The sequence below is a fragment of the Marinobacter oulmenensis genome (genome assembly GCF_014201735.1).
Taxonomy (GTDB): domain Bacteria; phylum Pseudomonadota; class Gammaproteobacteria; order Pseudomonadales; family Oleiphilaceae; genus Marinobacter; species Marinobacter oulmenensis.
Genome location: NZ_JACHFE010000004.1, coordinates 30,729 through 54,102, shown reverse-complemented (window position 1 = coordinate 54,102; position 23,374 = coordinate 30,729). Strand labels below are relative to the sequence as shown.

Below are 23,374 nucleotides of genomic sequence, written 5' to 3'. Positions count from 1 at the left end.
ACGACACGGATCCCATGACCGAAACATTCTGGATTGTCGCAACGGTATTCATTCTTTTCGCCCTGGCGTTTGTTTTCTATCCGGTGTTATTTCACCGCCCGAAACTGCGGCGGGATGCTGATCTTCGTAACCAGAACCTGCTGGCCTATCGCACCCGTCTTAAGGAACTGGACGACGAATACGCCGCCGGCACCCTGGACGAGGACAACTACCGCCAACTGAAAGAAGAGCTGGCGGGCTCCATGCTTGATGATGTGCCGGAAAACCCCATGCCGGAAAAACACGTGCCTGGCCGACGCAGTGCGGTCGTGGTAGCCATGGTGGCCATTGTGCTGCTACCGGCGGGCACCTACTTCGGCTATGAGCAGTGGGGCGCCATGGACGAGCTGGAACAGTTCAGGACCATGCAGGAAATGAATGCCTCCGGCGGTGACCAGGTGGCCCGCATGGCGGAACTGGCCGAACAGTTGCACCAGCGGCTTGAGGAGAACCCGGATAATGCCGAGGGCTGGGCCATGCTCGGCCAGACCTATATGCGGATCGAACAATACCCGCAGGCGGCCGAGGCCTATGAGCGCCTGGCTGAGGTAACATCGGATGACGCCAATGCCAGCGCCGGGGCGCTCGGGCTCGCCGCCCAGGCAAAATTTTTCGCCAGCCAGGGCCGCCTGACGCCGGAGGTCCAGGAAACCATCGATGCCGCGCTGACCCTGAACCCGGACGATGTGAATGCGTTGAGTCTGCTGGGGATCCACGCCTTTGGCCAGGAGAACTACCAGCAGGCCATCGATTACTGGGAGCGGATCGTGGAAGTGGCACCCCAGCACCCGCAACTGGCCTCCATTCAGGGTGGCATTGAGGAAGCCTATCGGCGCCTGGGACAGCCGGCTCCGGAGGCGGCTGCCCCAGAGCCAGGTGTTGGAGTAACCCTGCGTATTTCCCTGGGAGACCAGGTTCAGGTCAGTGATGACACGACCCTGTTCGTGTTCGCACGCCCGGCGGGCCAGACCAGTGGGGCACCGGTGGCGGTGGCCCGGATGACTGCAGGCGATTTGCCGCTCGAGATTCGTCTGGACGACAACTACTCCATGTCGCCCCAGTCGACCATTTCTTCCCAGGAAAACGTGGTTGTCGTCGGCAGGTTGAGCAGTTCCGGCAGCATCAATCCCCAACCGGGTGACTGGGAGGGACATGTTGAAGCACCGGTGGTGTCTGCTGACGAACAGGGTGAACCAGCAGAGCTGGTCATTCGCCAGCAGATTGGCGAATGATAGTCACCTAGTCTGACAATCCCTCAGGATACAGGGGCGCCAGTGGGTCAGCTTGACCACCGCGCCCCTTTTTTGTGTTCCGAAGATCCTTCAATGTGGCTGTCAGCTGTTTTTTGAGTGCCGGCTCGGGGCTGCTGCCGCCCGCCGAGAACAGGCATTGCTCATAGCGTCTGAGCAGGCGCTCCAGATCCCGGGCCTCGAGTGACCGGACCAGATCCTCACGAGTACCCGCTCGCAGGCCGGGAAACCGCTGCCTGGCCCAGCGAAGCAGCAGGCCTGACGTTTCCTCAGAGCCGGCTTCAATGGCCTCGATGAGCTGTTCAAAGGCCCGCTGTTCTGAGGTGTCGGTCGCCTGTTGCGCCTGAGGTTGCGTGCGTGTGCTGACTCTCCGGGACAGCCACCAGGCCGCCAGAGTCGCCAGCCACAGCAAAGAGAGAATCACGGTTGCCCAGAACCAGACCGGGTCCCGGCTCTCGGCGTTTCCGCTGGAGGGTTCAGAGGCTTCGGTATCGGTGGGGGATGAGGTTTGGCCTGTTGCTGTGCTCTGGCCGGTAACCAGGAGCGTGCGGGCCGGCAGGGTCGCGTACTCAAGCTGATCGGTATTGGTGTTCCACCAGGCCAGACGGAAGGCGGGTATGGTCGCCTCTCCCGGTGTCAGTGGTACCAGTGCCGTGCTTTGTTGCAGGCTTGCCTGCAGGCCTTCGGGCGTTGACCGGGTATGTTTCAGCGGCTGTTCCGGATACTGTTTCAGGGTATCCGGATAGGTGCGGCGGACGCCCGGGAGCGCCTGGGCAGTCAGCCCCTCGGCTTCGAGTGTGGTTTTCACACTCAGATTGCTGCCGACGTCCAGCGCGCTGTCCGGCAGGCCCTCCTGGGTCAGGGTAAGCGCGCTGGACGGCAGCCAGGGCTGGTTCTCCGGGTAGACCTCGGGAATGTCATTGACGGGCACCTCGTAAAGCTGCTGTTCCCGGCGCAGGCGTTGCAGGGTCCCGTCACTGGCTACGGTCTGCCCGTCAAAGCGGATCGGCGGCAGTACCAGAGTGCCGGTTTTCTGCGGAAAGACGGCGTAACGGCGTTCGACGACCCGATAGCGGATGCCATCACGGAACCGGGTATAGTCTTTCTGCTTTCCCAGTGACTCGATCACCGCGTCCGGATGCTCGGGTTCCGAGAGCTCGCCCCGTACCAGATTGCCGGAAAAAAACAGTCTGACGGTCAGCACCAACTGCTCCTGCAGGTAAACCTCGGCCTTGTCAGCGGACAGTTCGATAAACGCATCCCGGGGAGCCCCGTGGGCAAACGACAGGGTCAGCAGGGTGAGGGCCATGAGGCTCAAAATGTTGCGGACCAGATCTCTTACCATGGTGTATCACCCCTGTCGGGTTCTGTCTGACGTTGCTGATATTGCTGCAGAAACTTGCGCTCAAGCAGGCCACCGGGATTGTCTGGTATCCGTTTCAGCCAGTATTCCTGGCTGCGGTCCAGGGGATTTTCCGGCGGTTGGGTTCCTTCCGGCTCCGGAGGCGGCTGCTCGGCCTGTTCTGGCGGCCTGGGTTGAGCATCCGGCGGGCTTTGACCGTCAGCGTCGTTCTGATCCTGTGTTTCCCCATCGTTGTTCCGGGGCGAGGGCTGATTACCCTCGCCGGAGCTGTCCGAGTCGGCAGGTGATTGCTGTTCCTGCTGCTTCTGTTGCTGTTCTTTCTGTCTGAGCAGGTCTTCCACCAGTTCTCGGTTTGCCCGGGCGTCTTCCAGTTCCGGGTTTTGTGCCAGTGCCTGGTCATAGGCCTTGAGAGCCTGTTCCAGCTTGCCGGCGCGGGCCAGGGCATTGCCCCGGTTGTAGTGGCCAATCGCGCCCGGTTGCCCGGAGAAGGCCTCTGCCGCCTGTTCGTACTGCTCGCTGCGGTAGAGTGCGGAGCCCCGCCAACCTGGCTGGTGCAGCTCCCTGGCTGCCTGATCCGGGTTCTCCCGGATCAATTCGGGGGCCCGTTGATCCTCTCGTTGCCAGAGCCCGGCCCAGTCCAGTGCCAGGGCCGGGCGTGGCATTATGATAACCGGCAGCAGTCCCAGCACCAGCATGACCGCGCCCCGGCGCCAGCCCAGCAGCGCAAGTGGCAGTGCCAGCCACAGCAGCCAGTAGCCATCGTCCTGCCAGCGCTGGGCAGTTGCTGAATTTTCGGCGGTGCGCCCGGAGGTTGCCGGGCCCAGCCCCAAGGAGCGGATGTCTGTGTCGTCCAGCGTCATCGACAGGCCGCGGCCCTGGTTGTTGCTGGCGACGGTCTGGAGGGTGTCAGGCCGGGCGTGAGCGATGACGATGTCGCCCTTATCCCGTATGAAACCACGCTTGGGCAGGGGGATGGGACTGCCCTCGGGGGTGCCGGCAACCAGGGCATCCAGTCGCCAGCGTGTGTCGGCCAGCCGTGTATGTATCGAATCGTGATAGCGTGGTGCCACGGAATCGCTGATCAGCAGGATCCGGCCGCTGCCGGGGGCGCCCTGTTCCAGTAGCTCCACGGCCCGGTTAATGGCCAGATCCGCCCGGTTACCCTGAGCCGGCATGATGGTGGGCTCAAGGACATCGAGCATGGCCTCGATGGTGCGCCGGTCATCGGTCAGTGGGGCGACCACATGGGCATCACCGGAATAAACCAGAAGGGCGATCGGCGCGCCCTGACGCAGAGCCAGAATATCGCGGATCTTGCGCTTGGCCCGGGTCAGTCGGTCGGGGGATACATCCGTTGCCAGCATGGACAGGGACACGTCCAGAGCGATCACCAGACTGTCATCGGACTGGGCCAGGGAGGTGGGGGCCTGTCGCCAGACCGGTCCGGCCAGGGCGAGAGAGAGAATGGTGATCAGCAGTGGCAGGATAGCCCGTGCAGGTAAAGGCTGCGGGCTCCGGCCCTTCTCTGCTTTGGCGGGGCGCAACGGTGCCAGGAAGGACTCCGGAATGTATTTTTCCCAGCCCGAGCCGGTGCCGGCCAGGCGTTGGCGCAGCAAGGGCAGCGCCGGCAGCAGAATCAGTAGCAGCAGCCAGAACGGACGCAAGAAATGAAAATCGGTCATGCGCTGGCTCCTTCCGGCCGCTGGCGACGCAGACGCGCTGCGACCAGTAGCAGCCACAGAGCAATGGCTGCCCCGGCGGGCCAGACATAGAGTTCGGTGACCGGTCGGTAGTACTGGCCTTCAAGTTCCATGGGCTCAAGCTGATCAATGCTCCGGTACACCGCCTGTAGTTCCTCCATGTTGCGGGCCCGGAAGTAGCGCCCGCCAGTCCGTTGAGCCATGGTGGTCAGAAGGGTTTCGTCCAGGTCCCGGGAGGGATTGACTCTGCGCGAGCCAAACAGACCACGCTGGACCATGGTCTCCGCACCAATTCCGATGGTGTAGAGGCGGACCCCGGCGGCACTGGCAATGTCGGCGGCCTTGTGGGGAGTAATCTCGCCGGCCGTGTTGGCACCGTCGGTCAGCAGGATGGCCACCCTCTGTTCCCGGGGACGCTCGCGCAGGCGCTTCACGGCCAGGCCAACGGCATCGCCAATGGCGGTGGCCCGACCGGCCATGCCCAGGCCGGCTTCGAACAGCAGGGTGCGCACGGTCTGCCCATCGAGAGTCAGTGGGGCCTGGACATAGGGCTGTGTGCCGAAAAGAATCAGCCCGAGCCGGTCCCCCTTGCGGCCCTCGATGAACGATTCCAGTACCTGTTTGACTGCCTGCAGGCGGGTCACCCCCCGGCCCTGAACCACCATGTCCCGTTCTTCCATACTGGGGGAAATATCCACGATCAGCATCAGATCCCGCCCGGTAACAGGCATGCGTGAAGCCTCTCCGACGTACTGTGGCCGGGCCAGTGCCAGCACCAGGCAAAGCCAGGCCAGAATCAGAAGAATGCGCTGCCACAGTGGCGGTCTGCGATTCGAATGCTGAACGCCCGGCAGTTCCGAAAGCCAGTGGCCGATGGGCAGTCTCGGGGCTGCGGAGGTATCGGGCGTTTGCCGGCGCAGAAACGGCAGCAGGGGCAGGGCGCAGAGCAACAGTAGCCAGGGGTACGCAAGCGTCATGGCTGGGCCTCCAGCCAGCGGCGGGCAAACTGCAAGGCCGATTCGGTATCAAGGGTCGGATGCGGCTGCCAGCTGGCCTCGACCATCGCCCGGACCTGAGCCTGTTGGTCAGCCTGGGATGCCGGGGCGGTGGTCAGCAGAAAACTGGCCCAGTCCGGGCCGGTCAGACTTTGCGGACGACGTTCCGGAAAGCGCTGGCGGGCAACCCGTTTGAGCAGTGCATTGAGCTGCCCGAACCAGTCCGCTGTGGGGTGCTGGCTCTGGGCCAGTTGCCGGAGCTGGCGTCGGGCTTCCCGGCGCCACTGGTTGTTGCGGTACCGGCGGTACAGGAACAGGGCCAATCCGGTCAGGGTCAGCAGCAGGAGTGTGGCCACCAGCCACCATCCCGGGGCCGGGGGCCACCAGCCAGCACCGGAGGGCAGGTGTATATCCCGGAGCTGAGCCAGTGGATCGGTGGGATTCACAGCAGCCGGCCTCCCGCCCCGATCAGACCGAGCAACGCCTCTGCCGGTGGTTGTGCCGTGGACAGGGTGAGCCAGGGCATGCCCGCCCGTCGGAAGGTGTCTTCCAGTCGCAACTCATGGGCGCCGGTTTTTTCCTGCCAGGCGCGCCGGAAGGCCGGGTTGCCCGCATCGAAGGTGATCGGCCCGGAGGGACTGGCAACGGAAAACTGGCCGCGTTCTGGAAGCGATGCCTCCAGCGGGTCCTGGATGCGCAGCGCGGTCACACTGTTGTGCCGGGACAGGCCGGCCAGCAACGGCACTGTCTGGTCGGTGATTGCCATGAAATCACTGACAATAAACACCCGGCTGCCCGTGCGTGCGGCGTGCCGGGCTTCCTGCAGGGCCCGGTCGAGGCGGGCGTCCGGCACCGGCTGAACCGGCGGGGCGGACGGCTGGTGTTGCAGCCTGTCCAGAGCATCGAGCAGGCGTACGACGGCCTTTTTGCGTCTGGCCGGTTTCAGGGTTTCCAGCTCTGTGTTGTTGAAGACCAAACCGCCAACCTGGTCCCCGGATCCCAGAGCCAGCCAGGCCAGAAGGGCCGTGGCCTGGGCGCAACGCACCTGCTTGTAGGCACCGGTACTGGCAAAAAACAGGGTGTCGCCCAGATCGGCAATCAGCAGGACCGGGCGTTCCCGCTCCTCTTCGTAGATTTTGGCGTGGGGGGACTGGCGACGGGCGGTCACCCGCCAGTCGATGGTCCGTATATCGTCACCGGGCTGATACTCCCGGACTTCGGCAAAGGTCATTCCCCGTCCCCGAAGCCGGGAACGCTGGAATCCCCGGGGGCGGGCCCGGGCGGAGCCGGTCACCGGCAGCCGCAGGGCACGGGCATCAGCCTCCAGCCGGACCAGTTCTGCGCGTGTGGTATGGGTGACAGCCTGGGTGTGTATCACGGGAATTCGCCTACCGGTTGTATGATCAGGCGCTCACTGGCACCAGTTCCAGCAGTCGGGCCAGGAGCTGGTCGGGCGTCATGCCCTCGGCTTCAGCTTCGAACGTCAGCAATATGCGGTGACGGAGTGTGTCGTAGGCCATGGTCCGGACATCCTCCGGGGTGACGTAATCCCTGCCATCGAGCCAGGCCCGGGCGCGGGCGCAGCGGTCCAGGGCAATGGTGCCACGGGGGCTGGCGCCGAAGGCTATCCAGCGGCCCAGCCCCGGGTCAATTTTCGAGGCATCCCTGGTCGCTAGCACCAGAGCCAGGAGGTAATTCTCCACCGATTCGGCCATGAAAATGCCGGCGACTTCCTGTCGGGCGGTCATGACCTGATCCGATGTTATACCAAAGTCGACTCTCGGGATTCCCTGACAGTAGTCGTTGCGGGCAAGGTGCAGAATTTTCCTCTCCGCACAGGCAGATGGATAATCAATCACAACATGCATCAGAAACCGGTCAAGCTGCGCCTCGGGCAACGGATAGGTGCCTTCCTGTTCAATCGGGTTCTGGGTGGCCATGACCATGAACAGGTCGGGCAGATCGAAGGTCTGCTGGCCAACGCTGATCTGACGTTCGGCCATGGCCTCAAGCAGCGCGGACTGCACCTTCGCGGGCGCCCGGTTGATCTCATCCGCCAGTACCAGATTGTGGAAGATAGGCCCTGGCTGGAATTCAAACAGTCCGGTTCCCGCCCGGTAGATCTCGCTGCCGGTTACGTCCGAGGGCAGAAGGTCCGGTGTGAACTGGATGCGATGGAAATCACCTTCGATGTGTTCGGCCAGTGCCTTGACGGCGGTTGTTTTGGCAAGGCCAGGCGCGCCTTCGACAAGCAGGTGACCGTCGGCCAGCAATGCAATGAGCAGCCGGTCAACCAGCTGTTCCTGACCAATGACACGCTCTGACAGGCGGGCTCTGAGCTCGCCAAATGTTTGTTGTAACGACATGAATTAGAACACCCCTGATTGCCGGCCGTGGTAGTGAAGCTCACCGTCACGCCTGTAGGTAGTTGCCGCAGTTTTGGCAGATGGCCGACAAAAATCAAGGGTTTGACTATGCTTAAGTGACGATACCCGGATTACGTTTCTTTCACACAAAACAGAGGTCGGATATGAATGCGCTGACAATCGCCAGCAAGGAACAATTTTTCGAACAACTGGCCGATGCGTTCACGGAAAAACTCGCCAAGACAGAAGCGAAAAAAGTCATTGAATTCGCCCGTCAGCACTATGCCCATACCCCGCTTGAGGAGCTGCTCAGCCGGCGCTTCTCGGATACCTACGGTGCCGTCCTGGCCGCCTGGCAGTTTCTGCAGAAGCGCAGCGCCGACGAAACACCGGTCGCGGTCTTCAATCCGGAACTGGAGAGCGATGGCTGGCAATCGACACATACGGTCATTTTCATCCTGCATCCGAATATTCCGTTCCTCATCGATTCCCTGCGGATGGCCATCAACCGCCGGGAAATCGGTACCCATTCCATCCAGCATTCCATTCTTCGCGTCGACCGGGACGAGGGCGGCAAGCTGAACAAGCTGGTGACCGGTAAAAAGGCACCCAAAAACGCGCCCTACGAAGCCTTTATCGTGCTGGAAATTGACCGGCACAGTGATCCGGCCGACCTGCGTAATCTTGAGGATGCGCTGCAGAGTGTGCTGCATGAAGTCCGTATCGCGGTTGGCGACTTCCCGGTGATGCGTGACCGGGTCGAGGAAATCGTCAAGGAACTGGATACCACCACCGCAGGCATTACCGAGGAGGATCGCAAGGAAGCCCAGGCATTCCTGGAGTGGCTGGTTGAAGACCATTTCACGTTCCTCGGCTACGACGAATACGACTTCGTCTCTGTCTCCGACGCTGACGACATGGTTGTGCGCCGGGTGGCGGATTCCGAGATGGGCATTCTTCGGGTCAATAACGAGCGGCCGGAGGAAGTGCAGATCAATGAGCTGCCCCAGCGTACCCGGCACGAGATGATGCGCACCGATGATGTGTTCATCTTTGCCAAATCCGCCCAGCGTTCGCGGGTTCACCGCCCCGCCTATCCGGATTACATTGCGGTGAAAAAATTCAACAGCCGGGGCGAAGTGGTGGGCGAACGCCGTTTCCTTGGGCTGTACACCGCCCGCTCCTACAATGAGCGCCCGGACGAGATTCCCCTGCTGCGTCGCAAGTTCCAGACCGTCATGAAACGGTCCGGCTTCCTGACCGACGATTACGCCGGCAAGGAGCTGGAGCAGATCCTGATTGTCTATCCCCGGGATGAGCTGTTCCAGATCGAGACCGATGAGCTGATGGATGTGGCCAAGAACATCCTCTACATCCAGGAACGTCGCCGCATTGAGCTGTTCATGCGCGAGGATGTGTACGGCCAGTTTGTCACCTGCCTGGCGTTCTTCCCGCGGGACATCTACAACACTGAACTGCGCCTGAAGGTGGAACGGGTGCTGCTGGACAGCCTGGAGGCGGAAGACATCGAGTTTGTCACCCACTTCTCGGAGTCTGTCCTGGCCCGCGTGCAGTTCACCATCCGCGTGCCCCAGGTGGAGAACCGCCGTCTGCCGATCAGCGAGATCCGTGAGAAGGTCATCGATCTGGCCCAGTCCTGGCGTGACGGTCTTTATGAGGCCCTGAGCGAGAGCTACGGCGAAGAGGCCGGTAATGAGCTTTACCGGGTCTGGGGAACCGGTTTCCCGGCCAGTTACACCGATATGTTCTCACCGCGTCGGGCGGCCATCGACCTGGATCATATTACCACCGCCGCCCGTGCGGATGACCTGGCCATGAGTTTCTACCGGGCCCTGGAGGAAGACGAGAACACGCTGCACTTCAAGCTGTTCTACCCGGATGAACCGCTGCCCCTGTCCGACGTGATGCCTATCTTTGACAACCTCGGTTTCCGGGTGCTCGGTGAGCATCCGTTCGAGGTGGTTGACCACAGCGGTAAATCCGTGTGGATTCATGACTTCACCCTGTTGTCCCACAGCGGCAGCGTGGTGGATATTCACCGGATCCGGCCGATTTTCGAAGAGCTGTTCCGCCGGGTCTGGCATGGCGAAGCGGAAAACGACGCCTTCAACCGGCTGCTGCTGTCGTCCTACATGGGCTGGCGGGAAATTGCGCTGCTGCGCACCTACGCCCGTTACATGCGTCAGATCCGGTTCTCCAACAGTCAGACGTTTATCTCCAACACCCTGGTGAATCACGTCAACCTGACGCGCATTCTGCTGGAATACTTTGACGTGCGTTTCAACCCGGAACGCAGCCAGAGCAAGGGCAAGCGCGAAGCCGCCCAGCAGAAGCTGGAGATCGAGTTCAACGCGGGCCTGGACGACGTTGAGAACCTGAGCGAGGACCGGGTCCTGCGCCTGTACCTGGAGCTCATGCAGGCGACCCTGCGAACCAACTACTACCAGCCGGACGACCAGGACGACTGGAAGCCTTACATCAGCATCAAGTTCGACCCCCACATGATCCCGGACATGCCGCTGCCGATGCCGATGTTCGAGATTTTCGTCTATTCGCCGCGGGTCGAGGGTGTGCACCTGCGAGGTGGCAAGGTGGCCCGGGGTGGCCTGCGCTGGTCCGACCGTTTCGAGGACTACCGGACTGAAATCCTGGGGCTGGTGAAAGCCCAGCAGGTCAAGAACGCGGTTATCGTGCCCGTGGGGGCCAAGGGTGGTTTTGTTGCCAAGCGTCTGCCGGACCCGTCTGACCGGGAAGCCTTCCAGGCCGAGGGCATTGCTGCCTACAAGACCTTTATCCGCGGCCTGCTGGATATCACCGACAACCTGGTGGAGGCCGCCATTCAGCCGCCGGAGAACGTGGTCCGTCATGATGACGACGATCACTATCTGGTGGTGGCTGCCGACAAGGGCACGGCGACCTTCTCGGACATTGCCAACGGCATTGCCGCCGATTATGGCTTCTGGATGGGCGACGCCTTTGCCTCCGGTGGCAGTAACGGGTATGACCACAAGAAGATGGGGATTACCGCCAGGGGCGCCTGGGTGTCCGTGGAGCGTCACTTCCGTGAAATGGGGATCAATCCGGCCGTGGACGAATTCACGGCCATTGGTATCGGCGACATGGGCGGCGACGTGTTCGGCAACGGCCTGCTGAGTTCCGAGAAGACCCGCCTGGTGGCAGCGTTCAACCACATGCACATTTTCGTCGACCCCACCCCGGATGCGGCCAAGAGCTTCAAGGAACGCCAGCGTCTGTTCCAGATGCCCCGTTCCGCCTGGAGTGATTATGACAGCAAGCTGATTTCCAAGGGTGGCGGTGTCTTCAGCCGGAGCGCCAAGTCCATTCCGGTCAGCCCGGAAATGAAAAAGCTGCTGGGCATCAAGGCCGACCGGGTGCCGCCGAACATGCTGATTACCCATATCCTCAAGGCCCGCGTCGACCTGCTCTGGGTGGGCGGTATCGGCACCTACGTCAAAGGCGCGTCCGAGAGCCATTCCGATGTTGGTGACAAGGCCAACGACGCGGTGCGCGTCAACGGCAGCGAGCTTGGCTGCCGGGTTGTGGGTGAGGGCGGTAACCTGGGCCTTACCCAGCTTGGCCGCATCGAGTTTGCGCTCAATGGCGGTCGCCTGAACACGGACTTCATTGATAACTCCGGCGGGGTGGACTGCTCCGACCACGAAGTAAACATGAAGATCCTGCTCAATCAGGCGGTGGCCCTGGGGGATCTGACCAACAAGCAGCGCAACATCATGCTTGAGGAGATGACCGATGATGTCGCCCGGCTGGTGCTCAAGAACAACTACCGTCAGACCCAGGCTCTGAGTATTGCCAGCCTGGACACAGCGACACGGCTGGAAGAGTTCCGCCGGCTGATGAACACCTTTGAAAGCGAAGGCAAGCTCAATCGTGGCCTGGAATTCCTGCCGGACGACGAGACGCTGGGCGAACGCAAGCTGGCGGGTAAAGGCCTGACCCGGCCGGAGCTGTCGGTGCTGATCTCCTACGTCAAAGGTGATCTGAAGCAGACCCTGATCGACAGCACTCTGCCGGACGATCCGCTGCTGGCCAGCGAAATGTACAAGGTGTTTCCGAAGGAACTGAACACCAAGTTCTCCCGGGAACTGAGCGAGCACCAGCTGCGTCGTGAAATCATCGCCACCCAGATCGCCAATGATATGGTGAATCATATGGGGATCACCTTTGTCGAGCGGCTTAACCAGTCCACAGGTGCCGATGCGGCGTCCATCTCACTGGCCTGGATTATCGCCCGCGATGTCTTCCGCATCGACAACTGGTGGGACCGTATCGAGGATCTGGATTACCACGTGCCGGCCAGCCTGCAGATGGAACTGATGCAGGACCTGATGCGGGTGATGCGCCGGGCCGTGCGCTGGTTGCTGCGTAACCGCCGTTCCGAGCTGAACATCCAGAACCACATGCAGCGTTTTGCCGACGGCGTCTGGGCGATTATGTCCAACCTGCCGGAGTACCTGGGCGAGCAGGCCCGGGTGAACTGGGAAAAACGCCACGACGAACTGGTAGCCGCCGGTGTTCCCCAGGATCTTGCATCCGTGCTGGCCGGGACCGGTTACCTGTACTCCTCGCTGGGTATTATCGAGGCGCGCGAGTCCACCGACATGCCGCTGAAGACCGTGGCCAACCTCTATTATGAGTTGGGCGACCGGCTGGATCTGAACTGGTTCGCCGATGCCATTGCCGATCTGACCCCGAATTCCCACTGGCAGGCCCTGGCCCGTGAGAGTTTCCGGGAGGATCTGGACTGGCAGCAGCGTGCGCTCACCACCGGTGTGCTGAAACTGGCGACCAAGCCGGGAGAAGTGGCCGAGAGCGTGGAGCTTTGGCAGCAGAAGCATCAGCCGATGATTGACCGCTGGCACGTCATGCTGGCGGAACTCAAAGGTGCCCGCGAGCCGGAGTACGCCATGTTCTCCGTGGCCTTGCGGGAACTGCTGGACCTGGCGCAGGCCACCATGCATCAGACGTCAGACGGGGATTCGATCGCCTGATGCTTGCTTTGTGCCGTTGATTGCCGTTCAATGCCGTCGGCAATCAACGGCGGGAGCGTGCCATGTCCTCATTACCCAATACCCACGACGTACTTTTGCGCAACGCGGAGCTGCTTTCAGGGCAGGTTGCGCTGTTGGGTGTATCGGACGCGGCGGTCATGCCCCGCCTTCCGGTCAGCGGCCTGGTCATGAGTGAACAGGCAGGGGTCTTCGGGGCCCTGGAGCAACAGGCCGACGGTTGGCAGGTCCTGTACGGGTATGACTGTCCCGGCTCCCTGGCCGGCCGTTTCGATACCGTCGTGGTCTTCCTGCCCAAGTCCCGTGCTGAAATGGCACTGCGCCTGGCCATGGCCCGTTTTCTCGGGAGCGCCGGTGCGCGGATCCTGGTGATCGGTGGCAAGAAAGAAGGCATGGGTGGCGCTGCCCGGCAGTTCCGGGACGTGGCTTCGGATGTCGCCAAGGTGGACAGCGCCCGGCATTGCCAGGTTCTTTCCGGTACCAACCGTGAGCCTCTGGCGGACTTTGATCTGGCCGGCTGGCTGAACTGGACAAGGCTTGAATACGCCGGGGTTTCGGTCGACATTGCCGGCCTGCCCGGTGTTTTCAGTGAGGGAGAGCTTGATGAGGGCACGGCGCTTTTGCTGGATACCCTGGCCGAGCAGCCACTGAAAGCCCCGAGTGTTCTGGATTTTGCCTGTGGCGCCGGCGTCATTGGCGCCTGGCTGCAAGGGCAGGGTAACGCCACCGGTGGCCCCCTGCAGCGGGTTGATGGCGTTGATGTTCAGTCACAGGCGGTGTTCTGCGCCCGGGCCACCTATAAGCAAAACGGCTGTCAGGGGCGGATTTTTGCCTCCGATGGTCTTTCGGGGGTTGAGGGGCGCTGGCCGGCGGTGGTGACCAATCCCCCGTTTCACAGTGGGGTGAAAACCGACACCTCGATGACCGAGACGTTTCTGGCCGGTGTTTCGGCGCATCTGGAAGCCGGCGGCGAACTGCGCCTGGTGGCCAACACCTTCCTGCCTTACCGCTCCCTGATCGAACGCTACCTCGGGCCTGCGGAAGTACTGGCCCAGGACCGCCGGTTCACGGTTTACCGGGCCTTCCGGCGAAAAGCCTGAGAGAAAAAGGGGGCGGCCCGGCCCGACCTTTACTCGGGAGCCTGTTGCGGGCGGCCGTAGCCCATCCTCGTCAGGGTATCGACAATGGCCTGGGTCTGGCTGTCCACTTCAATGTTTACCTTGTCACCTTCCGTTACCGTGCCAAAGGTGGTGGCTCGCAGCGTTTCCGGAATCAGGTGCACATTGAACCGGTTTTCCTCCACATCACCAATGGTCAGGCTGGCCCCGTTAATGGCGATATAGCCTTTCGGGAAAATGTAGGGCGCCCAGTCCCCGGGGACTTCGAACCAGAGTGTGACGTTATTCTCAGACCGGACAATGCGGACGATTTCGGCGGTTGTGTGGATATGGCCGCTGAGCAGGTGGCCACCGATCTCATCACCCACACGTGCCGCGCGCTCGAAGTTGACGCCGTCGCCCGCCGAAAGCTCGCCCAGCGTGGTGGTTTTCAGGGTTTCCTGCATGGCGTCAAAATGCAGTTGGCTGCCTTCCTGACGGGTTACGGTCAGACAGGTACCGTTGATTGCCACGGATGCTCCGGTCTCCACCCCCTGTACCCGTCCTTCCGGGAAGCTTACTATCAGAGTGTTCAGGCCCGGGGCTTGAATCACGTCATCAATCGTGGCGATGCCCTGAACGATACCTGTGAACATGGTGGATCTCCTGCGTTGGTCCTGTCCGATAACCGGCAAGGATACCGGCGCAGCGGGGGGATGCCAAGGCGACGGGTGGCCCGGAAGGGGTCAAGAAATGTCTGCCGTGGCCGTTACCCCAACCGTGACTGATTATTATTAAGGGCAGACATGGCCGAAAACGAGACAGCAGACGCATCTGCCGGCGCGGTATTACGCCCCGGGCGCTCAGCCGACCCGGTGCCGCAGGACGAGGCCGGCAACCAGCCGCCGGCAGAGCAGGGAACAACAAGCCCTGCACCTGATGCCGAGCCCGCGGAGTCATCCGGCGACCCTCAGGAGGGTGAGTCCGCCTCATCCGGTGAGGATGACGAGGAGGATTCCGAGCGGCTTCTGGCGGAGTCGCGCCAGCGCAAGCTCCGGTTAATGCTGAGGCAATGTGACCGGGTGCTGCTGCTGGATTTTGATCTTCTGGCCATGTCGGACTGGCCGGACAATTTCCAGATGGCGGAGGCACGCCGGGCCCGGGACGTCTGGATTTTCAGCGCGCTGGCAGCGGCCTCTGTCTTTCTCAGTGGGCTGACAGGCTTCGTACCCGCCTGGGTTGCAGGGGGCGGGCTTGGCGCCTTTGCCATTATTCTGCTGCTCGGTGTGCCGTTTGTCCGGAGGATCTACACTTCAAGGCCTTCCTATATGGACCTGCTGATGAAGCGACAGCGTATGGTTCGTGATGCCCGCAAGCATGTGGCGCACCTGGAAGGAGAGGATGGCCTGGTCTGGCAATGCACCCGGCTGGCCGAGTTCAATCCCACGTTGAAACATCCCCGGTTCAGCCGCCTGGTGCGGCTTTCGGAGCAACGGATCCTGCCGGCCCATTTGAGTCGCCGGGAGCACATACGGCTGTACCTGATCTATCTGCTGGAAGCCGAGAAGGGGTACACGGCGGCCCAGCAGGCGTTTTTTGAGGGTAATCAGGAAGCCATCGACAGGGGCTGGAAGACGGTGGCGGCGGAGCCTCAGCAGCGTGAATGATTTGCTGCTTGACTTTTTTACGTTTCAAACGTATGTTTGAAACGTACGTTTGTCAGAGGCACCCGATCACTCATGGCCCAGTCCGATACCGTAGACCGAATTCTTGACGCCGCCGAAGAACTGTTTGCGGAGCGAGGCTTTTCTGAAACCTCCCTGCGCATGATCACCAGTAAGGCTAAGGTAAATCTTGCGGCTGTCAATTACCACTTTGGTTCCAAGAATGCCCTCATTCATGCTGTGTTCGCGCGTTTTCTGACTCCGTATTCCGCCACACTGGAGTCGGCTTTCGACCAGCTTGAGGCCGAGTGTCAGGGTGGCGAGCCTCCGTCCCTTAACCGGATTCTCTGGGCGTTGACCGAGAGTGCCGTGCGCATGCCTCAGCGCAATGAAAGAGGCATTTCCATCTTCATGAGGCTGCTGGGGCTGGCCTATACCCAATCCCAGGGGCACCTGCGCAAGTTTCTTGAGGAAGAATACAGCCAGCCCTTCGGCCGGTTCATGAGCTTGCTGAAGGAGGCGACCCCCGAGCTGTCTGCCGTCGATCGTTACTGGCGTATCCAGTTCATGCTGGGGGCCACGGCTTTCACCATGTCCAGCAGCGACGCGCTGATCGGCATCCTGGAGACCAAAATCGGTGTTGAAACCAGTGTCCAGGAAATTGCCGCCCGACTGGTGCCGTTCCTTGCCGCCGGTATGAAAGCGCCGGAAAAGCTTCAGATGCCGCCATTGGGTAGCGACATCGAGCTTGCCTGACCTCTCTGCGCTCCGGTAGGCTCGGGTGGGTCTGCCAGCAGGGAGTTATGCATTTTGAGCCAGTCTTCAGCCGCCCGGCTAACAATCACCATCCGGATTGCCGATCAGTCCCTGGAGCTGACCGATGCCGCCGGTGCGCCCCTGGCCCGTTATCCGGTGTCCACGGCCCTGAACGGCACGGGCGAAAAAAATGGCAGTGGCTGTACCCCTCTTGGACGTCACTACATCCGGGCACGGATCGGTTCCGGCCAGCCCATTCATACCGTGTACCGCGGCCGGCGTCCGACCGGTGAAATCTATAGCGCCTCCCTGGCCCATGAGCATCCGGGTCGTGACTGGATACTCTCCCGCATTCTCTGGCTGTGTGGCAAAGAGTCCGGCCGTAATCGCGGCGGTGACGTCGACACCTTCCGGCGCTTCATATACATTCATGGCACACCGGACAGCGAGCCAATGGGCGAGCCTCGCTCCCACGGCTGTATTCGCATGCGTAATACCGATGTCATGGATCTTTTCGAACGGGTGGATGTAGGCACGCCCGTTATCATTGAATGAACTGATAGCTCCAGAGGACAGGGATGGAAGGTCAGATACTCCCCACGATAAACCGGTGGATTGAACAGTACGGTCTGCTCTCCGAAGGCTGGCGTGCCGGCATTATTATCTTTCTGATTCTGCTGGCGACGGCGGTGGTGGCATTTATCATCAGCCGTGTGGTTCTTGTGCTGGAGCGGAAATTCCGCAACACGCGAAACCTCTGGGACGACGCACTTCTGCACTCTGCCCGACAGCCATTGGTGGCTTTTGTCTGGTTGCAGGGTGTCTACTGGGGCGCAGAAGTGGCTCATCACTTCTCGGAAGCCGAAGTGTTCAAGGCGAATGAAACCATGCTCCAGATCGGTGTGGTCTGGGCCCTGGTGTGGGCGCTGTTCCGGCTGGTGAAACAGATCGAGCGCATACTCACATCGCCGATGAAAATGCGCAAGCCGATGGACTACACCACGGTCAATGCCGTCAGCAAACTGCTGCGGGCGGTGATCCTGATCACGGCGGTGCTGATTGCGCTCCAGACACTGGGGTTCAGTATTTCCGGTGTGCTTGCCTTCGGTGGTGTCGGCGGTATCGCGGTCGGTTTTGCCGCCAAGGACCTGCTGGCCAACTTTTTTGGCGGTTTTATCATTCATCTGGACAGGCCGTTCAAGGTGGGGGACTGGGTCCGCTCGCCGGACCGCAATATCGAAGGGGTGGTCGAGCATATCGGTTGGCGCCTGACCACCATCCGCACGTTTGACCTGCGTCCGCTGTATGTGCCGAACGCGACATTCACCACCATCTCGGTGGAAAATCCTTCACGCATGACCAATCGCCGTATCTACGAAACCATCGGTATCCGTTACGCGGATGTCCGCCAGATGAAGAAGATCGTGGACGAGATACGGGACATGCTGAACAACAACGACGATATCGACACCAATCAGACCATGATCGTCAACTTCCTGGCGTTCAATGCCTCCTCGCTGGACATCATGGTGTATGCCTTCACCAAAACCACCCAGTGGGTTCGTTTTCACGAGGTCAAGGAAGACGTCTTGCTAAGGATCAGCGACATCATCGAGAATCAGGGAGCGGAAGTGGCCTTCCCGACCCGGACGCTGCATCTTCCGGAAGGGGTTCGAGTAGACCGTGGCAGTGCCCCGGAAGAGGCATCCGGGGAAGAAGACGATGGCTCCAGTGCCGACTCCGCCCGCCAGTCATCCCGTGCCGGCCGGTCCGGGCAGCATGATGTTGGTCGGGGTTATGGGGAAGCCGATTCGGAATCCGGAGACGGGGAATGACCGACAGCATGAACAGGGCGCCGGTTGGCATTATCGGTGGCACCGGACTGACCAGTCTGAGCAATCTTCAGATCACCGGTGAGGCGTCAGTGACCACGCCTTGGGGGCCGCCGTCTGACCGGCTGGTTAAGGGCAGCCTGGGCGATCAACCCGTTGTGTTCCTGGCGCGCCATGGCAATCCCCACCGGATTCCGCCCCATGAGGTGAATTATCGGGCCAATATCCAGGCGCTGCGGGATGCCGGCGTTCATACGATTGTGGGCGTTAACGCGGTCGGTGGTATCCATCCGGAGATGGGGCCGGCCCGGATTGTGATTCCGGACCAACTGATCGACTACACCTGGGGCAGGGCCAGTACGTTTTTTGAAGGCGACCTGGCGCACACCACCCATATCGATTTTACCTGGCCCTACGACGGCGATGCCCGTCAGCAGCTGCTGCACGCGGCGAGGGCGGCGGGTGTGCCGGTGTCTGATTTCGGGGTTTATGGCGCCACCCAGGGGCCAAGACTGGAAACCGCCGCAGAGATCCGTCGTATGGAGCGGGATGGCTGTGATCTGGTGGGGATGACCGGGATGCCCGAAGCCTGTCTGGCGGCGGAACTGGGCATCCGCTATGTCTGTCTTGGGCTGGTGGTGAACTGGGCCGCTGGCAAGTCAGATCACATCATTACCATGGCCGAGATTGAGCAGGCCATTGATCAGGGCATGACCGGGGTGAAACGGATACTCGGGGAATCCGTCTCCAGTCTTGGCCGGCTCTCTTCGCTGGCTACTCCTCAATAGGCTCGAAATAAACCAGAACGCCCAGGGTGGGGGAGTCGATGAAGTGGACTTCGCCACTGCGCATGCGCCGGGTCTCGCGAATCCAGGTGACCAGTTCCAGTGGGGCTGGCTTCTGGCTGACCAGTCCGGTTTCTGTGACAGCTTCTGCACTTTTCCCATCGTTGGCGGTCTGGGCCTGTTGTGCCGGGTGTTCCCCTTCGGTCCCTGCTTCGTTGTTCGGCTCGCCGCTGGTGGACATTTGGTCGACGGGTGCCAACTGCCAGTGGTTCAGATGAACGCCCACGTGCAGGTAGCGCCGGCGGTCGATGCTGATGTAGCCCTCAATGGCGCGTTGCCCGGCTTCCGGCAACCAGTCGCCAACCGCCACCCGCAGAGGTTCACCCTGATAATCCGGGGGGAAAGCCTCGTACCATCCCGCCGTTGCCAGAACTTCGTAATTGCCACTGCGGGTCAGGCGGTCAGCCGCCGGTTTGAGATGAAGTTCGTTTTCCGGCGCCAGATCCAGGTCGGAGCGGCGAAGACCATTTTTGTCCACCACCGACAGGGCTGTCTGGCTCTGTGGGGTAGGCTCGACGGTTTTTCCGGCCATTACCTCATCCACTGCCTCGGGCGCCACCTTGCGCTTGAGAATGACCAGCTCCGCCCGGTAATAATCATCCGGAATGTCTTCCGCCGGCGCCGCTGTCTGTGCCTGGGAAGCACCGGCCAGGGACAGGAACAGGGCGGCCGCGCTGGCAAGCGCAGTCGGGCGCAACAGGTAACCAGAATTGATGGCTTGCAAGAGATGTCACTCCGGGTTGATCGGTTTGGCTCAGGACGCCCTGGACTGGGATTGGTCCGGGCTCAGCTCGCTGAGCATCGCTTCAATGGCATCGAGTTTACCATCGGTTGAGTCATCATTCAGCCGGAACCGGAAGCTGTTGGCGCCTTCCAGTCCGTACCGGTCGGGCGCGGACTGGACTTTCCTGACCAGCGTCAGCGGGTCCACCGGCGTGCTTGCTCCGAACTCCAGCCGGACCCAGTCCCGGCCTGCGTCCACCTTGGTGATGCCCAGGGCCTCTGCCCTCAGCCGCAGTCGGGTCTGGCGGACCAGGTTTTTCGCCGGAGCTGGCAGCAGGCCGAAACGGTCGATCATTTCCACCTGCAACTCCCGCAGGGAGTCTTCGTTCTTCACGCTGGCCATGCGCTTGTACAGCAGCAGGCGGTTGTGCACATCCGGCAGGTAATCATCGGGAATCAGCGCCGGTATGCGCAGATTCATTTCCGTGCCATGGCTCAGGGGCAGTTCCGCGTTCGGCGTGCGACCCTCCCGTATGGCTTTGACGGCCTCTTCGAGCAACTGCATATACAGCGTGAAACCAATGGTTTCGATCTGCCCGCTCTGTTCCTCGCCAAGCAGCTCCCCGGCGCCCCGGATTTCCAGGTCATGGGTGGCGAGCATGAAGCCGGCGCCGAGGTCCTGGGCTTCGGAGATGGCATCCAGCCGTTTTTTGGCGTCCGCTGAGATTGAGCGCGGAGGCGGCGTCAGCAGGTAGGCATAGGCCTGGTGGTGAGACCGGCCCACACGGCCCCGGAGCTGATGCAACTGGGCCAGGCCGAACTTGTCCGCCCGCTCGATGATGATGGTATTGGCGCTGGGAATGTCGATGCCGGTCTCGATAATGGTGCTGCATACCAGCACATTGAAACGCTTGTGGTAGAAATCCGACATGATCTGTTCGAGCTGGCGCTCGCGCAACTGGCCATGGGCGACCCCAACCCGCGCTTCGGGAATCAGTTGGCGGATATCCTCGGCGGTTTTCTCGATGGTGGCGACGTCGTTGTGCAGGAAGTACACCTGGCCGCCCCGGAGAATCTCCCGCAGGATGGCCTCTTTGACCATGATGTCGTCACGCTGGCGCACGAAGGTTTTCACCGACAGACGACGAGCCGGGGGCGTGGCAATGATGGACAGATCCCGGAGGTGGCCCATGGCCATGTTCAGGGTGCGGGGGATGGGCGTGGCGGTGAGTGTCAGCATGTCCACTTCCGCCCGCAGGGCCTTGAGTTTTTCCTTTTGCTGGACCCCGAAACGGTGTTCTTCGTCAATGATCACCAGGCCCAGGTTTTTGAACTTCACCCCGCCCTGAAGCAGCTTGTGAGTGCCGATGACAATATCGGCCCTGCCTTCCTCGATGGCCTCCATGGCTTTGCTGGTCTGCTTGCCACTGCGGAAGCGGCTGAGCAGCTCAACGCTGACCGGGGTATCGGAGAAGCGGTCACGGAAGGACTCGTAATGCTGTTGTGCCAGCAGGGTGGTGGGTACCAGCACCGCCACCTGCTTGCCCGACCAGGTGGCCAGGAAGGCCGCCCGCATCGCGACCTCCGTCTTGCCGAAACCAACGTCGCCGCAGACCAGTCGGTCCATGGGCTGCTCGCTGGTCATGTCCTCAAACACCGCCTGAATCGCCATCTGCTGGTCCTGGGTTTCCTCAAACGGGAAGCCGGCGGCGAAGGCGCGGTACGCCTCTTTCGGGTCCTCGAACTGAAAGCCTTTGCGGGCTTCCCGGCGGGCATAGACATCCAGCAGTTCGGCGGCCGTGTCCCGGATCTTCTCGAGTGCTTTCTGTTTGGCGTTGCTCCAGCGCTCGGTGCCAAGCTTGTGCAGGGGCGCGTGTTCCTCATCGGTGCCGGCGTAGCGCGAAATCAGGTGCAGACTGGAGACCGGCACATAAAGCTTGGAGCCGCCGGCATACTCCAGGGTCAGGAATTCGTTGGACTCGCCCCCGGCGGAAATGGTTTCCAGTCCCTTGTAGCGGCCCACGCCGTGGTCGATGTGCACCACTGGCGCGCCGACCCGTAATTCGGACAGGTCCCGGTAGCCGGCATCGTCGGTTTCCGTTGCCTTGTCCCGGCGCCGGCGCTGGATGACCCGCTCGCCGAACAGGGCGGTCTCGGTGATCAGGGCGATGCCCTGATCGTTGAGCACCATGCCCTGTTCCATCGGGGCAATGGAAATCGCGAGGTTGCCTTCGGCGGCACTGATGAAACTCTGCCAGTCCGTGGTCGCACCCGGGTGGATGCGGTTCTCGGACAGGTTCTCGATCAGCGCTTCCCGGCGTCCGGAGGACTCCGCGCAGATCAGGATGCGGCCCGGGAACTGTTCCACGAACGCCCGGAGGCGAGCGGCCGGGTCGGCTGCCCGGCCATCCATGGCAACGTCCGGCAGCGGTTCGGCCGCGCAGTTGACGGCGCCGGCGCCGTCACAGGGTCCGGCAGAAGTGGTAACCCGGGGGTAACCCTTGAGGGCCGCAAACACCTCGTCCTGTCTCAGGAACAGCTCACCTGGCGGCAGGATCGGGCGCAGGCGGTCATGGCGGCGGTCTTCGTAGCGGGACCGGGTTTCGGCGTCAAAGGCTTCAACGGCATCGTTGAGGCCGTCGGCGGTGAACACCAGGGTGCGTTTCGGCAGATAATCGAACAGGGTCGCCGTCTGCTCGAAAAACAGGGGCAGATAGTACTCGATGCCCGGCGGTGTGATGCCGTTGCTGACATCCTGGTAGACCGGTGCATCCTTGTCGGCGTCCGGAAAATGCTCGAACCAGCGGTTACGGAAACCGGAGCGGGCCTGCTGGTGCCAGGGGAATTCGTTGGCGGGCAGCAGTTCGATCTGTTCGATGCGGTCGATGGAGCGCTGGGTTTCCGGGTCAAAGGTTCTGAGGGTCTCAATCTCGTCGTCGAACAGGTCAATCCGGTAGGGCAGGTTCGAACCCATGGGATAGATGTCGAGGATGGAGCCGCGCACGGCGTACTCGCCATGCTCGTAGACGTTTTCGGTATGGTGATAGCCGGCAGCTTCCAACTGGTAGCGCCAGGCCTCGATGTCCAGGTTTTCGCCGGTTTTCAGCAGGAGGGTGTTGCCCTGCAGGTAACTGGGCGGCGCCAGCCGGTGCATCAGGGTTCTGGCCGGAACCACCAGGATGCCGCGCTGGGTCGAGGGCAGGCGGTGCAGGGTACGCAAGCGCCGGGAGGTGATGTCCTGGTGTGGTGAGAACAGGTCGTAAGGCAGGGTTTCCCAGTCCGGCAGTGACAGCAGTTCCAGCCCGTCCTCACTGATGGCGGCACCGTCTTCCTCGGCGGGGAGGTCCAGGAAAAAGCGGATCGCCTGCTCCAGGCGAATGGCCTCATCGGTGCTTCGGGTGATCACCAGCGTCAGGCCCGCATGCTCCCGGGCGCTCTCGCAGATGGCCAGCGCGTTGCTGCAGCCATGCAGCTGTCCCCATTGCCGGTGATCGGCGGCTTTGTTGGGTGCATCGGGGGCAACCAGTCGTACACGGGAAGGAATGCTTGCAGAACCATGGCTCATGGGGTGGCAGTTCTCCTGGTTGAATGCGTCGGGATCCGGGCGCGCGTATTCTATCGTCCGGGGCGGTCAGTGTCATGACAGTTGCCAGAGGCGGCGAGGCGTGACCGGGG

17 protein-coding genes are annotated in these 23,374 nt (G+C 61.6%); 8 read left to right on the top strand and 9 right to left on the bottom strand.

The window, feature by feature from the left end; translation table 11 throughout:
- Nucleotides 1-14 precede the first annotated feature (14 nt).
- Entirely contained in the window at nucleotides 15-1,271 is a 1,257-nt protein-coding gene (gene ccmI, locus HNR38_RS08555; protein ID WP_183702266.1) for a c-type cytochrome biogenesis protein CcmI, read from the top strand.
- 7 nt (nucleotides 1,272-1,278) lie between these two features.
- Here the strand turns inward: ccmI and HNR38_RS08550 are convergent, their stop codons facing one another.
- From HNR38_RS08550 to HNR38_RS08525, 6 genes are read right to left on the bottom strand one after another with little or no spacing between them, the layout of a single operon-like run.
- On the bottom strand, nucleotides 1,279-2,634 hold the full coding sequence (locus tag HNR38_RS08550; RefSeq protein WP_183702250.1) for a BatD family protein: 1,356 nt from the start codon (nucleotides 2,632-2,634) through the stop codon (nucleotides 1,279-1,281).
- Nucleotides 2,628-4,334, bottom strand: coding sequence for a VWA domain-containing protein (locus tag HNR38_RS08545; protein ID WP_183702247.1), 1,707 nt, complete (start codon nucleotides 4,332-4,334; stop codon nucleotides 2,628-2,630). The genes HNR38_RS08550 and HNR38_RS08545 overlap by 7 nt, the downstream gene beginning before the upstream one ends.
- The gene (locus HNR38_RS08540; protein ID WP_183702244.1) at nucleotides 4,331-5,329 is read right to left on the bottom strand and encodes a vWA domain-containing protein; all 999 of its coding nucleotides are present in this window, start codon (nucleotides 5,327-5,329) and stop codon (nucleotides 4,331-4,333) included. Before HNR38_RS08540 ends, HNR38_RS08545 begins: the two co-directional genes overlap by 4 nt.
- Nucleotides 5,326-5,793: a DUF4381 family protein gene (locus HNR38_RS08535; RefSeq protein ID WP_183702240.1), complete on the bottom strand. Its 468-nt coding sequence runs from the start codon at nucleotides 5,791-5,793 to the stop codon at nucleotides 5,326-5,328. The genes HNR38_RS08540 and HNR38_RS08535 overlap by 4 nt, the downstream gene beginning before the upstream one ends.
- Nucleotides 5,790-6,725 (bottom strand): DUF58 domain-containing protein, encoded by a 936-nt coding sequence (locus tag HNR38_RS08530; protein ID WP_183702237.1) that lies wholly within the window; start codon nucleotides 6,723-6,725, stop codon nucleotides 5,790-5,792. Before HNR38_RS08530 ends, HNR38_RS08535 begins: the two co-directional genes overlap by 4 nt.
- 25 nt (nucleotides 6,726-6,750) lie before the next feature.
- Complete coding sequence (locus HNR38_RS08525) at nucleotides 6,751-7,713, bottom strand: AAA family ATPase (protein ID WP_183702234.1); 963 nt, start codon at nucleotides 7,711-7,713, stop codon at nucleotides 6,751-6,753.
- A gap of 164 nt (nucleotides 7,714-7,877) precedes the next feature.
- Here HNR38_RS08525 and HNR38_RS08520 point away from each other — a divergent pair, with 164 nt between their 5' ends.
- Nucleotides 7,878-12,764, top strand: coding sequence for an NAD-glutamate dehydrogenase (locus HNR38_RS08520; protein ID WP_183702231.1), 4,887 nt, complete (start codon nucleotides 7,878-7,880; stop codon nucleotides 12,762-12,764).
- 62 nt (nucleotides 12,765-12,826) lie between these two features.
- On the top strand, nucleotides 12,827-13,882 hold the full coding sequence (locus HNR38_RS08515) for a methyltransferase (RefSeq protein ID WP_183702228.1): 1,056 nt from the start codon (nucleotides 12,827-12,829) through the stop codon (nucleotides 13,880-13,882).
- Nucleotides 13,883-13,911: 29 nt separating this feature from the next.
- Here the strand turns inward: HNR38_RS08515 and HNR38_RS08510 are convergent, their stop codons facing one another.
- Nucleotides 13,912-14,535, bottom strand: coding sequence for a riboflavin synthase subunit alpha (locus tag HNR38_RS08510; RefSeq protein WP_183702224.1), 624 nt, complete (start codon nucleotides 14,533-14,535; stop codon nucleotides 13,912-13,914).
- A 150-nt stretch (nucleotides 14,536-14,685) separates the two neighbouring features.
- On the opposite strand from HNR38_RS08510, the gene HNR38_RS08505 reads away from it, so the two are divergent.
- The 5 genes from HNR38_RS08505 (at nucleotide 14,686) to HNR38_RS08485 (ending at nucleotide 18,919) form a co-directional block, all read left to right on the top strand.
- Nucleotides 14,686-15,546, top strand: coding sequence for a hypothetical protein (locus HNR38_RS08505; protein ID WP_183702221.1), 861 nt, complete (start codon nucleotides 14,686-14,688; stop codon nucleotides 15,544-15,546).
- A 72-nt stretch (nucleotides 15,547-15,618) separates the two neighbouring features.
- Nucleotides 15,619-16,299 (top strand): TetR/AcrR family transcriptional regulator, encoded by a 681-nt coding sequence (locus HNR38_RS08500; RefSeq protein WP_183702218.1) that lies wholly within the window; start codon nucleotides 15,619-15,621, stop codon nucleotides 16,297-16,299.
- A 54-nt stretch (nucleotides 16,300-16,353) separates the two neighbouring features.
- A complete protein-coding gene (locus tag HNR38_RS08495; RefSeq protein WP_183702215.1) occupies nucleotides 16,354-16,854 on the top strand; it encodes a L,D-transpeptidase family protein in 501 nt (166 codons plus the stop codon).
- Between the two features lie 23 nt (nucleotides 16,855-16,877).
- On the top strand, nucleotides 16,878-18,134 hold the full coding sequence (locus tag HNR38_RS08490; protein WP_183702212.1) for a mechanosensitive ion channel family protein: 1,257 nt from the start codon (nucleotides 16,878-16,880) through the stop codon (nucleotides 18,132-18,134).
- On the top strand, nucleotides 18,131-18,919 hold the full coding sequence (locus HNR38_RS08485; protein ID WP_183702209.1) for an S-methyl-5'-thioinosine phosphorylase: 789 nt from the start codon (nucleotides 18,131-18,133) through the stop codon (nucleotides 18,917-18,919). The genes HNR38_RS08490 and HNR38_RS08485 overlap by 4 nt, the downstream gene beginning before the upstream one ends.
- Here HNR38_RS08485 and HNR38_RS08480 read toward each other — a convergent pair.
- Together HNR38_RS08480 and mfd are read right to left on the bottom strand one after the other, a co-directional pair.
- A complete protein-coding gene (locus HNR38_RS08480) occupies nucleotides 18,906-19,700 on the bottom strand; it encodes a CsiV family protein (protein WP_183702206.1) in 795 nt (264 codons plus the stop codon). The two genes, HNR38_RS08485 and HNR38_RS08480, sit on opposite strands and share 14 nt — an antisense overlap.
- Nucleotides 19,701-19,730: 30 nt before the next feature.
- Entirely contained in the window at nucleotides 19,731-23,264 is a 3,534-nt protein-coding gene (gene mfd / locus HNR38_RS08475; protein WP_183702203.1) for a transcription-repair coupling factor, read from the bottom strand.
- Nucleotides 23,265-23,374 lie beyond the last annotated feature (110 nt).